At 70.1% G+C, this 12,150-nt stretch carries 14 protein-coding genes; 5 read left to right on the top strand and 9 right to left on the bottom strand.

The window, feature by feature from the left end:
- Window positions 1-3: 3 nt before the first annotated feature.
- The gene (locus tag ACFPCV_RS31075) at window positions 4-621 is read right to left on the bottom strand and encodes a DUF3558 domain-containing protein (protein ID WP_378060092.1); all 618 of its coding nucleotides are present in this window, start codon (window positions 619-621) and stop codon (window positions 4-6) included.
- On the bottom strand, window positions 618-1,007 hold the full coding sequence (locus ACFPCV_RS31080; protein WP_378060094.1) for a hypothetical protein: 390 nt from the start codon (window positions 1,005-1,007) through the stop codon (window positions 618-620). The genes ACFPCV_RS31075 and ACFPCV_RS31080 overlap by 4 nt, the downstream gene beginning before the upstream one ends.
- 230 nt (window positions 1,008-1,237) lie before the next feature.
- Between ACFPCV_RS31080 and ACFPCV_RS31085 the strand changes: the two genes are divergently transcribed.
- Window positions 1,238-1,894: a hypothetical protein gene (locus ACFPCV_RS31085; protein ID WP_378060096.1), complete on the top strand. Its 657-nt coding sequence runs from the start codon at window positions 1,238-1,240 to the stop codon at window positions 1,892-1,894.
- Between the two features lie 49 nt (window positions 1,895-1,943).
- Here ACFPCV_RS31085 and ACFPCV_RS31090 read toward each other — a convergent pair whose 3' ends face one another.
- On the bottom strand, window positions 1,944-2,771 hold the full coding sequence (locus ACFPCV_RS31090; protein WP_378060097.1) for a phosphotransferase family protein: 828 nt from the start codon (window positions 2,769-2,771) through the stop codon (window positions 1,944-1,946).
- Window positions 2,772-2,911: 140 nt separating this feature from the next.
- On the opposite strand from ACFPCV_RS31090, the gene ctaD reads away from it, so the two are divergent.
- The 3 genes from ctaD to ACFPCV_RS31105 are packed head-to-tail and all read left to right on the top strand — an operon-like array spanning window position 2,912 to window position 6,693.
- Window positions 2,912-4,699 (top strand): aa3-type cytochrome oxidase subunit I, encoded by a 1,788-nt coding sequence (ctaD, locus tag ACFPCV_RS31095; RefSeq protein WP_378060099.1) that lies wholly within the window; start codon window positions 2,912-2,914, stop codon window positions 4,697-4,699.
- A gap of 3 nt (window positions 4,700-4,702) precedes the next feature.
- Window positions 4,703-5,932 (top strand): phosphoserine phosphatase SerB, encoded by a 1,230-nt coding sequence (gene serB, locus ACFPCV_RS31100; protein WP_378060100.1) that lies wholly within the window; start codon window positions 4,703-4,705, stop codon window positions 5,930-5,932.
- Window positions 5,929-6,693, top strand: coding sequence for a peptidyl-tRNA hydrolase (locus ACFPCV_RS31105; RefSeq protein WP_378060101.1), 765 nt, complete (start codon window positions 5,929-5,931; stop codon window positions 6,691-6,693). The genes serB and ACFPCV_RS31105 overlap by 4 nt, the downstream gene beginning before the upstream one ends.
- 180 nt (window positions 6,694-6,873) lie before the next feature.
- Here the strand turns inward: ACFPCV_RS31105 and ACFPCV_RS31110 are convergent, their stop codons facing one another.
- Genes ACFPCV_RS31110 through ACFPCV_RS31125 form a run of 4 tightly spaced genes read right to left on the bottom strand, consistent with a single transcriptional unit; the run spans window position 6,874 to window position 10,354 of the window.
- Window positions 6,874-7,071: a DUF397 domain-containing protein gene (locus tag ACFPCV_RS31110; RefSeq protein ID WP_378060102.1), complete on the bottom strand. Its 198-nt coding sequence runs from the start codon at window positions 7,069-7,071 to the stop codon at window positions 6,874-6,876.
- Between the two features lie 12 nt (window positions 7,072-7,083).
- Window positions 7,084-7,929: a helix-turn-helix domain-containing protein gene (locus ACFPCV_RS31115; protein WP_378060103.1), complete on the bottom strand. Its 846-nt coding sequence runs from the start codon at window positions 7,927-7,929 to the stop codon at window positions 7,084-7,086.
- Between the two features lie 53 nt (window positions 7,930-7,982).
- Window positions 7,983-8,306, bottom strand: coding sequence for a hypothetical protein (locus ACFPCV_RS31120; RefSeq protein WP_378060104.1), 324 nt, complete (start codon window positions 8,304-8,306; stop codon window positions 7,983-7,985).
- Between the two features lie 14 nt (window positions 8,307-8,320).
- A complete protein-coding gene (locus tag ACFPCV_RS31125; RefSeq protein ID WP_378060105.1) occupies window positions 8,321-10,354 on the bottom strand; it encodes an ATP-dependent DNA helicase in 2,034 nt (677 codons plus the stop codon).
- Between the two features lie 128 nt (window positions 10,355-10,482).
- Here ACFPCV_RS31125 and ACFPCV_RS31130 point away from each other — a divergent pair, with 128 nt between their 5' ends.
- Window positions 10,483-11,121 carry a hypothetical protein gene (locus ACFPCV_RS31130; RefSeq protein WP_378060107.1) on the top strand — a complete coding sequence of 213 codons (639 nt, stop codon included), beginning with the start codon at window positions 10,483-10,485 and terminating at the stop codon, window positions 11,119-11,121.
- A gap of 27 nt (window positions 11,122-11,148) precedes the next feature.
- On the opposite strand, the gene ACFPCV_RS31135 is transcribed toward ACFPCV_RS31130, so the two are convergent.
- A complete protein-coding gene (locus tag ACFPCV_RS31135) occupies window positions 11,149-11,472 on the bottom strand; it encodes a DUF6204 family protein (RefSeq protein WP_378060109.1) in 324 nt (107 codons plus the stop codon).
- Between the two features lie 22 nt (window positions 11,473-11,494).
- A complete protein-coding gene (locus ACFPCV_RS31140) occupies window positions 11,495-12,127 on the bottom strand; it encodes a DUF2238 domain-containing protein (protein WP_378060110.1) in 633 nt (210 codons plus the stop codon).
- Window positions 12,128-12,150 lie beyond the last annotated feature (23 nt).

The following is a 12,150-nucleotide window of genomic DNA, read 5'->3' on the forward strand; positions in this document are numbered from 1 at the left end:
TGGTCATCTGGACGCCGAGACGGTCTGTATCGCCATGCCCGCGACCCGTTCCGCCTCCGAGCAGTACGGGCCGGGGCCGACGCCATCACCCACGGCAGGGCTCACCCACACCTCCAGGTACTGGCCCTCGGCGGTGTCCACCACGACGAGACAGTTGTCCGGCAGCAGGGGATGGGGGAGGACGAGCGCCGAGTACCGGTCGACGGTGACGACCTCCGGCCGGGTTTCCGGTGCCCGGTTCGGGTCGGTGACCCAGGTCAGCGCACCCTCGGTGGTGGAGATGCCCACCAGGGTGCGGATGTTGCGGTCGACGCCGCCCGCGCCGCCGGTGGAGGAGAACGTGCAGTCGGCGCCACCGTGGATGTCGCTGTGGTCGGCCAGGGGCGGGCGGGCGTAGCCGAGGTCGTAGCGCAGTTCGCGGAGTTGTCGTTCCGTGAGCAGTTCCGAGCACGGGTCGACGTCGGCCAGGTCGAGCTCTCCCGGACGGGGTGGCAGCAGGTCGGCGAACCGCGACTCGGTCGTGCTGGTGTGCGTCGGCCTGGGATCGCCGCTGCTGCGCACGGCACAGCCGGCCAGTGTGCCCGATATCGCGACGGCGATGACAATGATGCGGATATTCATCGCTCCGCCTCGACATCCGTGAACCCGGCGCTGATCAATTCCTCGGTGAGCCCGTACAGCTTTGCGGTGGCGACCAGTGCGTCCCGGAGTGCCTTGTGTTGTTCGTACTCGGAGTGAACTATTTGGACGAATGCGTGTTCACTGCGCACGAAATACTCGTTGAACCGCTCTTGTGCCCATCCGCTGACGGGGTCGTCCAGCCATGGCGCCTTCAGGGCCAGGTCCGCGTCCAGGTGGGGAAGCTGTCTTTCCAGACGGTCGGCGCAGCGGCGGAACGTCGCCGCCAGCGTGACGACGTTCTCCGGGGTGACGTGCAGGCTCGGGGGGATTCCCTGCGTTGGTGCGGCGGGTGGTCGTGGGGCGGGACTGTCGCCTTCGAGTTCCATTGATTCCCCCAGCCGGAATATCCAGATACTCGGCAGACAGCGTATCCCGAGCGTGATTGCCGGGAGGGTCTTGTCCCAATCTTGTCAGGCTTTTCCGCTCGGTCGGCTCAGGCTTTGTGACGCTGCGAATTCGGTGCGAAGAAAAGTGGACAGGCGAGCCGCCGATCGGGTGAAACAAAACGATCACTCTCACGACGTGTAGTCGGTTGACTACTCGATCCGGTGCGGTCTTGCTGTGGTCCCGTGGCATCCTCGACCGGGTGACCTACCCCAACCAGGCGCTTCCCCGGGAGTTTCGGATGGCGGGCGGCGGCTTCGGCAGGCTCATGGTGCCGTTCGTGTTCCTGCTGGTCTTCTTCGCCGCCGTGATGTTGTTGCTCGGGTCGGTGTTCGCGGGGCTGGCTGGCGGGATCATCGCCGCCGTGGCCGGGACCGGGGTGCTGGTCGGCGTCCTGTACCGGAAGTTCGACCGCATGAAGCAGGGGACGGTCGTCCGGTTCTCCGAGTACGGCGTGGAGCTGCGCGACACCCTCGGCTTCCACGTCCGCCTCGACTGGCCGGACATCACGCGGATCGACGAGGTCAGGAGCCAGCTGGCGAACCCGACCACGATCGGCAGGGCGGGCGGGACGCAGGTCGGCGCCGGTGCGGTGCGCACGCAGGGCATCATCGGCTGGGGCCACCGGGTGGTGCCGGGTAACGCGCCCGCCTGGCTGCGGCAGAACGTGGCAGCCGCGCCGGTCAACCCGTACGACGGCCGTCCCGAGGTGGCCATCCCGCTCGGCGGCATCGACCCGGACTGGCTGCGGGGCCCGATGGGGCAGTGGGTGCGCATGTACCGGCCCGACCTGCTTGGCGGCGCGCAGTACGGTCAGTCGCCCTGGTGAGCGTCGGGTGTCCTGCCGGGCTTACACGCCTGATCTGCATGGGATCGGATCATCTGGCGGGTCGGGACAGCCATTCGCGCAGGTGCGTGTCCGCGTCGGCCCGGTGGTCCGGGAACCGGCGTGCGAGCACGAACCGCCACACCACGCCGAACAGTTCGCGCAGCTCGGCGCACACGGACAGCTCCGCCCGCGAGTACGGCCCCGGATAGGCCGCCACCGCCGCCGCCCCGTCGACCCGGCCGGACCCCAGCAGGCACGCGAGGTCCCACCCGAGGGGGCCGAGCCACGTGTCCTCGAAGTCGTTCCACACCGGTCCCGACGGCGTGGCCAGCAGGTTTCCCGGGTGCGCGTCCCCGTGCAGCGGCCGCACGGGCAGCGTCGACAACGCCTCCCGCAACCGGTCGTTCGCGGCGGCCAGCCGTGCGGTCACCTCGGGCGGCAGGTCCGCCAGCGCCAGCGCCCGGTCCAGGTCGGCGCACGGCGCCAGCCGGGGCAGCTCCCCGTCGAACGAGTCCAGCGCCGCGTGCAGCGAAGCCAGTCGTTCCGCCATCGTCGCGGGGGAGAACGCGGATGCGGGGTCGTGTGGCTCGTACCGCCACAGCACGGCCACCGCCCCGGCCACCTCGACCGGCTCCGAGAGCGGCACCGTGGCCGCGACGCCGTGCGCCGCCAGGTGCGTGGCGACCGCGATGTCCCTGGTCAGCCACGCCTCGACGCCCGGCCGGACATCCGCCGTGAGCGTCGCCACCCTGGCCACGACCGGCGAGGGCCGCAGGTGGACGACGACGTTGGACCCGTCCTGCAGCACCACCGGGTCGTCGCACGGCACGCCGAGAGAGGTGGCGACCGTCACCGCGGCTTGCGTACTGATCGACATGGGGGGATGGTGTCAGCGCGAACGCCGCCTGCGCTCGGCTTTTACCCCCGCCAGCCCAACCGAGCTGGCCCGGAGCGCGCGGGCTACGATCGCTCCCGAATCACGGTGAGGCGTGGTTGCAGACACGCAGGAGGCATGGAGTGACGGCAGTAGCCCCGAAGCCGATCGCAACGCGGCCGTACCCGGCGCGTCCGGCAGCCAAGGGTTCTTACCTGCTGCAGCTGTTCCGGGAGACCGATCCGAAGAAGATCGGCGTGATGTACCTCGTCACGGCGTTCGCGTTCTTCATGATCGGCGGCGCGATGGCGATGCTCATCCGCTCCGAGCTGGCGTTCCCCGGCCAGCAGTTCCTGTCGGCTGAGCAGTACAACCAGCTGTTCACCATGCACGGCACGATCATGCTGCTGCTGTACGCGACGCCGATCCTGTTCGGCTTCGCGAACTTCGTGCTGCCGATCCAGATCGGCGCGCCGGACGTCGCGTTCCCGCGGCTGAACGCCTTCTCGTACTGGCTGTTCCTGTTCGGCGGCATCATCGTGATCTCGGGCTTCCTGACGCCGGGTGGCGCCGCCGACTTCGGCTGGTTCGCCTACACCCCGCTGTCGGACAAGATCCACTCGCCAGGTGTCGGCGGTGACCTGTGGATCGTCGGCCTCGCGCTGTCCGGTCTCGGCACGATCCTCGGTGGTGTGAACATGCTGACCACCGTGGTCTGTCTGCGCGCGCCCGGCATGACGATGTTCCGGATGCCGATCTTCGTGTGGAACATCTTCATCACGTCGATCCTGATCCTGATCGCGTTCCCGATCCTGACCGCGGCCCTGTTCGGCCTGCTGGCGGACCGCCTGCTCGGCGCGCACGTGTTCGACCCGGCCACCGGCGGCGTGATCCTCTGGCAGCACCTGTTCTGGTTCTTCGGCCACCCCGAGGTGTACATCGTGGCGCTGCCGTTCTTCGGCATCGTCTCCGAGATCTTCCCGGTGTTCAGCCGCAAGCCGCTGTTCGGCTACCGCGGCCTGGTCTACGCGACCCTGGGCATCGCGGCCCTGTCCGTGGCGGTGTGGGCGCACCACATGTACGCCACCGGCGCCGTCCTGCTGCCGTTCTTCTCCTTCATGACGTTCCTCATCGCGGTCCCGACCGGGGTGAAGTTCTTCAACTGGATCGGCACCATGTGGAAGGGACAACTGACCTTCGAGACACCGATGCTGTTCAGCATCGGCTTCCTGGTCACGTTCCTCTTCGGCGGTCTGACCGGCATCCTGCTGGCCGCGCCCGCCATCGACTTCCACGTGTCGGACACCTACTTCGTGGTCGCGCACTTCCACTACGTGCTGTACGGCACGATCGCGTTCGCCACGTTCGCGGGCATCTACTTCTGGTTCCCGAAGATCACCGGCCGGTACCTGGACGAACCGCTCGGCAAGCTGCACTTCTGGACCACGTTCATCGGCTTCCACGGCACGTTCCTCGTCCAGCACTGGCTGGGCAACGAGGGCATGCCGCGCCGGTACGCCGACTACCTGGCCAGCGACGGCTTCACCACGCTGAACACGATCTCCACGATCGGCGCCTACGTGCTCGGCGCGTCGACGCTGCCGTTCATCTGGAACGTGTTCAAGAGCTACCGGTACGGCGAGACCACCACCGCGGACGACCCGTGGGGCTACGGCAACTCGCTCGAGTGGGCCACGACGACCCCGCCGCCGAGGCACAACTTCAAGGAGCTGCCCCGGATCCGGTCCGAGCGGCCCGCGTTCGACCTGCACTACCCGCACGCCATCGACGACGCCCACCGCGACAAGTACGTCGGTGCGTTCAGCGGGAAGCACAAGGCCGCGATCGGGGACGCCCCGTCGGAGAAGCTGTCCCACGCGATGGAGGACGCGCCGTCGGACAAGCCCGACAAACCGACCGACAGCGCCTGACCGGTGACCCAGCCACCCACGAGCACGCCGGTCCTGATCACCGTGACGGGACCGGACAAGCCGGGGGTTTCCTCGGTGCTGTTCGCGGTCCTCACCCGCCACGGTGTCGACATCCTGGACGTCGAGCAGGTCACCATCCGCGGTCAGCTGGTCCTCGGGGTGCTCGTCGGCACCGACCACGACCCCGAGGGGCTGCAGGAGGCGGTAGAGCAGGCCATGGCGACGGTGACGATGCACGTCACTGTCGAGGTGGGTGCCGACTCGCAGTCCCCGTCCCGGCTCGGTTCGAGCCACGTGCTGGTGGTGCTCGGCCGTCCGATGCCTGCGCGGGCGTTCGCCGAGGTGGCGCGGCGGCTCGCCGCGCTGGACGCCAACATCGACGCCATCCGCCGGGTCGCCGACTACCCGGTCACCGGCTTGGAGCTGCGGGTGTCGGTCGCGCACGACACGCGTGAGTCGGACGCCGAGCTGCGGTCCGCGCTCGCGGAGGTCGCATCCCGCGTCGGTCTGGACATCGCGGTCGAACGCGAGGGCCTGACCCGGCGGGCCAAGCGGCTCGTGGTGTTCGATGTGGACTCGACGCTCATCCAGGGCGAGGTCATCGAGATGCTCGCGGTCCACGCGGGCTGCGAGGACGAGGTCCGCCAGGTCACCGAGGCCGCGATGCGCGGCGAGCTGGACTTCGCGCAGTCGCTGGAACGGCGGGTCGCGTGCCTGGCGGGGCTGCCGGAGTCGGTGCTGGACGAGGTCGCGGACTCGCTGCAGCTGATGCCGGGCGCCCGCACGACCGTCCGCACGCTCAAGCGGCTGGGGTTCCGCTGCGGCATCGTGTCCGGCGGTTTCACCCGGATCATCGAGCGCCTCGCCGACGATCTGGGCCTGGACTTCTTCGTCGCGAACGAGCTAGAGGTCGTCGACGGCAAGATCACCGGCCGGTTGCTCGGCGACATCGTGGACCGGGCTGGCAAGGCGGACGCGCTGCGGAAGTTCGCCGCCGAGTTCGGTGTGCCGCTGGCCCAGTGCGTGGCGATCGGCGACGGCGCCAACGACATCGACATGCTGACCACCGCCGGTCTCGGGGTGGCGTTCAACGCGAAGCCCGCGCTGCGGGAGGTCGCCGACACCGCGCTGTCGCACCCGTACCTGGACGTCGTGCTGTTCGTGCTCGGCGTGACACGTGCCGAGGTCGAGGCCGCCGACGCGGCCGACGGCCTGACCCTGCCCCGGTCATGAGCGGAGCGGTACTCGACCCGCTCGCGGCGCGGTACGCGGAGTGGCTGGGCATGCCCGCGGCCGCCACGAGAGAAGCGATCGACGACGACCCGGCCGAGGTCCGTGCCATGCCGGTGGTGCTGCGCATGGAACGCGCGGACCCACCTTCCCGCACGCCGCTGCTGGAGGCGGCGGCCGCCGCGGCGGTGGCGGTCTGCCTGGATCCCCGAGCCGACGACGAGTGGCACGAGCCGCTGGCGGCGTGGGTGGACGTCGCCATCCGCAAGGTTGCCCGCCGGGCTCGCGGTGCCCACTGGGAAGCGGTCCAGTCCCTCCCTGGCGTGACGATCACCGTCGACGGTGCGCAGGTGCGGGCACTGCTGCCGGGCAGGGTCGCGGAGATGCCCAAGGAGGTCACGCGCCTGCAGATCTCGGGCAGCGAGGTCCCGGACGACGACCCCGGCCCGGTCCCGGACGGTGTCCCGGTCCTGTGGCTGAACCCGGCCGTGGCGATGACCGCGGGGAAGGCGGCCGCACAGGTGGGCCACGCGTCGATGCTGCTGGCGGCGGCACTGCGCGCGGACGGCCAGGAGTCGTACTTCGACGACTGGAAGGACTTCCGCTGCGCGGTCCGCACCCCCTCGCGGCAGGACTGGGCGGCACTCCACCCCGGCGACGACCCGCTTGGCGCGTGGCGGCGCCGCCGCGTGGTCGCGGTCCGGGACGCGGGTTTCACGGAAGTGGACCCCGGCACGGTGACCGTGCTGGCACAACTGCCCTGACACCGTCGCGGCCCGCGAAGCGGGCACGTGTCCCGAACGGCGTTCTCGGGACGGTGCCGACGTCGTGAGAGTGCCGATAGGGGCATCCAGCGTCCCTATCGGCACTCTCACGACATCAGCGACGTCCTGAAAGTGGTGCGGTTTGCCAGTGCATCACCGATGGCAGGACGGAGACCGGCCCTACTTCGTGGCGGTCAGCAGGGCGTGCCAGGCGATGGCGGGGACGACCAGGGCGGGGCCTTCGGCGTTCTTCGAATCCCGCAACGCGGTCGCGTCGCTGAGGATCGCCACCTCTACGCAGTTGTCGTTTCCGCCGCCGGTGCCGCTGCTGAAGCTGCTCTTGCGCCACCGTGCGCCGGTGAGGTCCACAGTGGACATCGCGTTCGCCTCTCAGCTCGACCACAACTCGTTCGCCACCCGCTCGATCAACTCGATCGATGCTTCGGGAGTCAACGCCAACGATCGGAGGTGGCGAAACCTCAGTCTAGCCGGTTCGACGTGTTCGGATTTGTCCTGCCGCTCGTCGCCGAGCGCGTGCAGGGCGTAGCTGATGCCGGGCTGCCCCGCCAGAGGGAAGTCCAGCACGGTGAACGGACCGACCAGGGCCTCGTTCGAGATCAGGCTCGTGGGCAGGATCCGCAGCGTCACAGTCGGCAACTCGTTGATCAAGGTGAGGTGCAGCAACTGGTTGCGCATCACGGGCGGCCCGCCGACGGGAAGGTGGAGGGCGGACTCGTGCAGGACGGCGTCCAGTTCGAGCGGGTGTTCCTCGTCGGTCAGCCGTTCCTGGCGGATCATCCGGACGGCGAGCATGTTGGCGAGCCAGTCCTCGCTTCGGCGTTCCCGCCCGGACAGGAAGAGCGCCCTGGCGTAGTCGGCGGTCTGCAGGAGCCCCGGCACGAACGACAGTTCGTAGGTGCTGGCCCGGGTGGCGGCGGTCTCCAACGCGACGAAGGCCTTGTCGGAAACGCCGTACTGGCGCCACCAGTCGGGGGCGCGGGCCTGGCGGATCATGTCCAGCAGGTCGTCCATGCGCTGGTCGTAGACGTCCATCATCGAGCGGAGCAGGTGCACGTTGACGCCGCCGAAGCCGTTCTCGAAGCGGCTCAGCGCGCTCCTGGTGATCTCCAGCCGTGCCGAGGCCTCGACGACGGTCAGCCCGGCGTGCCGCCTGGCCAGGCGGATGCGCCTGCCGACCTCCTGGCGCAGCACTACCGGGCTGATGTGTGTGGCCACATGACCACTGTCCGCGTGCACGCCCGCGCGCGGGATCTCACCACCCGATCGAGCTACCGCTGTCGTTGCCACACGACGAACAGGCCGTCCTCCGTGGTGGTCATGGCCTCGACGAACGCGTCGTTGTCGAACTCCGGCAGCGATTGCAGACGGTTCATCAGGTCGTCGGCCGACGGGTGGCCCGCCGGGACCGCACACCCGCCGCCGCCCTCCGCGACCAGCAGGAAGAACACGTCTTCCTTCCACGGGCCTTCCGGGGTGGTCCTGATCGCGACCTCCGACAGCTTCGCCCAGGTCACCGACTCCTCGGAGCCGTCGGCCAGTTGCCGGCGGACGCCGTCGTCGTCGACCGTGATGCCGGTGTCAGCAGTGGACACGCATTCTCCTTTGCTCAGTTCGCCGCGTCGTCGAGGCGGCCGAGCGCCGCCCTGACGACGTCGGGGTCGCTCGTCGTCCAGTAACTCGGCAGTGACGAGCGGAGGAATCCGCCGTACCGCGCGGTCGCCAGACGGGGGTCGAGGATCGCGATGACACCGCGATCGTCGGTGCTGCGCAGCAGGCGTCCGGTGCCCTGCGCGAGCAGCAGCGCGGCGTGGGTGGCCGCGACCGACAGGAAACCGTTGCCGCCACGGGCTTCCACCGCCCGCTGCCGCGCCGACGCCAACGGGTCGTCCGGCCGGGGGAACGGGATCCGGTCGACGATCACCAACTGCAGGGAAGGGCCGGGCACGTCGACGCCCTGCCACAGCGACAGCGTGCCGAACAGGCACGTCGTCTCGTCCTCGGCGAACTTGCGGACCAGCAGCGCCGTCGAGTCCTCGCCCTGGCACAGGATCTCCAGGCCGGACCGCTTCCGCAGCTCCTCCGTCGCCTGCTTGGCCGCACGCATCGACGAGAACAGGCCCAGTGTGCGGCCGCCCGCCGCCTCCATGAGCTCGGAGATCTCGTTCAGGTACGCGGGCGGCAGCCCGTCCCGGCCCGGCGGCGGCAGGTGCCTGGCCAGGTAGAGGATGCCCTTGCGGGCGTGGTCGAACGGCGAGCCGACGTCCAGCGACGTCCACTTCGGACCGTCCACGGACTTCTCCGACGCCGCGCCCGGCACCTGCACGCTCGGGCCGTTCTCGGGCGGCAGACCCCACGAACGCGCCATGGAGTCGAAGTTCCCGCCCAGTGTCAGCGTCGCGGACGTCAGCACGGTCGTGGTGGCACCGAACAGCCGCTCCCGCAGCAGCCCGGACACTGCCAGCGGCGCCACCTTGATGGTCGGCGGCCGGGGCGGGCCCATGCCGCTGTCGCCGGTGCGCCACACGACGTCCCGCCGCTGCGCGGCGTCCCCGTCCCACGCGTCGAGCAGCCGCACCGCCGTGTCGTGCACCTCTTCCAGCTGCGAAAGGGCGAGCTTGCGCATCGTCTGCACGTCGACGTCGCCGGTCTTGTCCGAACCGAGCCCGGTGATGCACGCGTGCGCGGCGTCGCGCAGCGTGGTCAGCGTGCCGAGCAGAGGCTTGGGCATCTCGTCGAGCCGCCCGGTCGGCAGGTCGTCCATGATCAGCGCGAGCCCGTCGCCAGCCTCCATCAGCCGGTCCGCGATCTCCTGGTCGACGACCCGGCTCGCGCGGCGCGCCGCCGCGTTGACCGTGCCGGAGGTCAGCTCGGCGGTGGCGACGGACGTGACGCGGTCGACCAGGTCGTGCGCCTCGTCCACGATCACCAGGTCGTGTTCCGGCAGCACCTGGTAGCCCTGCAGCGCGTCGATGGCGAGCAGCGCGTGGTTGGTGACGATCAGGTCCGAGCGCCCGGCCTCGGTCCGCGCCTTCTCCGCGAAGCAGTCGGTGCCCATCGGGCAGCGGGACGCGCCGAGGCACTCCCGCGCGGTCACCGACACCTGCCGCCACGCCTGGTCGGACACGCCGGGCACCAGCTCGTCGCGGTCGCCGGTCTCGGTGTCCGACACCCACTCGCGCAGCCGCTTCACCTCCCGCCCGATCCGCGACACCTCGAACGGGTCGAACAGGGCGGCGTCGTCCTGCTCGTCCTCCATGCCGCTGTCGAGCTTGTTGAGGCACAGGTAGTTGCGCCGGCCCTTGAGGATCGCGAACGTCGGCTTGCGACCGAGCGGTTTGGACAGCGCCTTCTCCAGACGCGGCAGGTCGCGGTCGACGAGCTGCCGCTGCAGCGCGATCGTGGCGGTCGAGACGACGACCGTCGACTCGGTCGCCACCGCGTGACGCAGCGCGGGGACCAGGTACGCGAGCGACTTGCCGGTGCCGGTGCCCGCCTGCACGGCGAGGTGATCACCGGTGCGGATCGCCTTGCCGACGGCCTCCGCCATGGCGACCTGACCTGGGCGTTCGCTGCCCCCGACCGCTCCGACCGCGGTCGCGAGCAGTTCGTTCACCCCGGGCAGGTCGGTGGAAGACGGCACAGGCAGACGGTACCTCCGACCCCCGACAGTCTCGTGCGGCCACCCGGTTACCACTACCGGGTTGTCTGTGTGCACTACCGGGTGGCTGGCCTGGCCCGCGGCGTGGGTGCCGGGTTCTCCTCGTCGCCATGAGATTTCGTAGCACTTTCAGCGTGGTGTGCCTGGCGGCCGCGGGCCTCGCGTTCACCGCGGCGCCCGCCGGTGCGGCGCCCGGCGACGCGGTCGCGGAGGGCTCGGCGGGTGGCGTCACCATCGGCGAGGCCACGGTGGGGCCGATCGCCTCGTGCAGCACCGAGGGCCCGTCCTCCGGCGAGTCCGGCGAGGTGGCCGTGCCGAACGTGGCCACGTACTCCTCGGGCACCTCGACGTGCACCATCGACGAGGCGGGCGAGATCGCGAAGACGACCGTCACCGGTGGCCGGTTCCGCTTCGACGCGCTGCTGCCCCACGGCGGCCCCCGGCTCCGCCTGTCCGACTACACCGCGACGTGCGAGACGACGCTGACCGGCAGCAACTCGTCGATCCGGTTCTCCGGTCTGCACGGTGTCACGGTGCCATCAGAGCTGCCGTCGAACCACGTGGTGACGATCCCGGGTGACCTGGACGGCAAGCCGCTGGCGACGGTGACGTTCAACGAGGCGGTGACCCCGTCGCCCCCCGACGGCAGCATGACCGTGCACCTGATGCACATCCGCATGTTCCCGGAGGGTGGCCCGACCCCCGGTGACGCGTACGTGGGCACGGTGCGCTGCGCGCCGGTGCCCTGAGATCGCGCGGCGCCGGCGGGCCCCGGCCTACCGGCGCCGCCTGACCTTGATCAGGTCCATGTCGGTGGCGGACGCCTTCAGGTCGCGGAAGTCCACCCCGAGCCCGTCCACCGCCGCGGCGGCACGCGCCTTTCCCCGCTCGCACGCGGCCTTCTCGGCCTCGGCGGGCAACTCGACGCGGAAGCTGAAGAAGTCCAGGGCGTGGTCGTAGGCCAGCGACCCGGCCTCGGTGAACCCGGCGGCGAGCATGTCGTGCTCCCCGGCGACGGCCCGCAGCCGTGCGCGGCCCTCGTCGTCGAGTTCGGTGAACCGGCCGCGTACCAGCACGCGGTAGGTGTGCTCCTCGGTCATGCGTTCTCCTTGCTGGGCAGGCTCAACGCAGGTTGCCACCCCTGACCGGACGGCGGCCACTCAATTGCCCCGCCCCGAGTATCGCGTCGTGCCGGGGTGTGCGGCGGACGGTGTGCACCACCACCGCCACGAGTGCGCCCAGCGCCGCCAGTGCCATGTCCTTGTGCGCGTCCCACATGTCGCCCTGCTGGCCGTTGTACGCCTCGGCCGTGCCCGGCGCCAGCAGCTCCGCGATGCCCCACTCGAACAGTTCGTACAGCGCGCTGGTCGCGAGTACGACCTCCAGCGCGCGCACCGGTCTCAGGCGTAGCGCCATCGCCAGGCACAGCCCGTACGCGAAGTGCACCAGCCGGTCGAAGTGGTTGCGCTCCCAGCCGAACACCTCGGAGAGCCGGAAGCCGAACAACCCGCCGGTCCAGTCGTCGTAGGGCACCGACGAGTACAGCCAGCGCGCCGCGATCGTGTGCAGCGTCAGGAAGACCAGCGCCCACGTCCACACCCGGGCCGGCAGCCCGATCCGCCGGTGGACCCACCACAGCCCGCCGAGCGCCACCACCGTCAGCGAGCTGTGCAACGCCTGCTCGGCCGGCCACGGCGGGGCCCACCACGTCGCCGCGGCCACCGCACCGAACAGCGCCAACCCCCAGAGATGCATCCGTGCAGACTGCTGTACGGCAG

This window comes from Actinophytocola glycyrrhizae (assembly GCF_042653545.1).
In the GTDB taxonomy this organism is placed as follows: Bacteria; Actinomycetota; Actinomycetes; order Mycobacteriales; family Pseudonocardiaceae; genus Actinophytocola; species Actinophytocola glycyrrhizae.

Bases quoted from the DNA above. Each gene is read 5' to 3' on its own strand.
- ACFPCV_RS31075 (WP_378060092.1), bottom strand. From the start codon at position 621: ATGAATATCCGCATCATTGTCATCGCCGTCGCGATATCGGGCACACTG.
- ACFPCV_RS31080 (WP_378060094.1), bottom strand. From the start codon at position 1,007: ATGGAACTCGAAGGCGACAGTCCCGCCCCACGACCACCCGCCGCACCA.
- ACFPCV_RS31090 (WP_378060097.1), bottom strand. From the start codon at position 2,771: ATGTCGATCAGTACGCAAGCCGCGGTGACGGTCGCCACCTCTCTCGGC.
- ACFPCV_RS31105 (WP_378060101.1), top strand. From the start codon at position 5,929: ATGAGCGGAGCGGTACTCGACCCGCTCGCGGCGCGGTACGCGGAGTGG.
- ACFPCV_RS31110 (WP_378060102.1), bottom strand. From the start codon at position 7,071: ATGTCCACTGTGGACCTCACCGGCGCACGGTGGCGCAAGAGCAGCTTC.
- ACFPCV_RS31130 (WP_378060107.1), top strand. From the start codon at position 10,483: ATGAGATTTCGTAGCACTTTCAGCGTGGTGTGCCTGGCGGCCGCGGGC.
- ACFPCV_RS31135 (WP_378060109.1), bottom strand. From the start codon at position 11,472: ATGACCGAGGAGCACACCTACCGCGTGCTGGTACGCGGCCGGTTCACC.
- ACFPCV_RS31140 (WP_378060110.1), bottom strand. From the start codon at position 12,127: ATGCATCTCTGGGGGTTGGCGCTGTTCGGTGCGGTGGCCGCGGCGACG.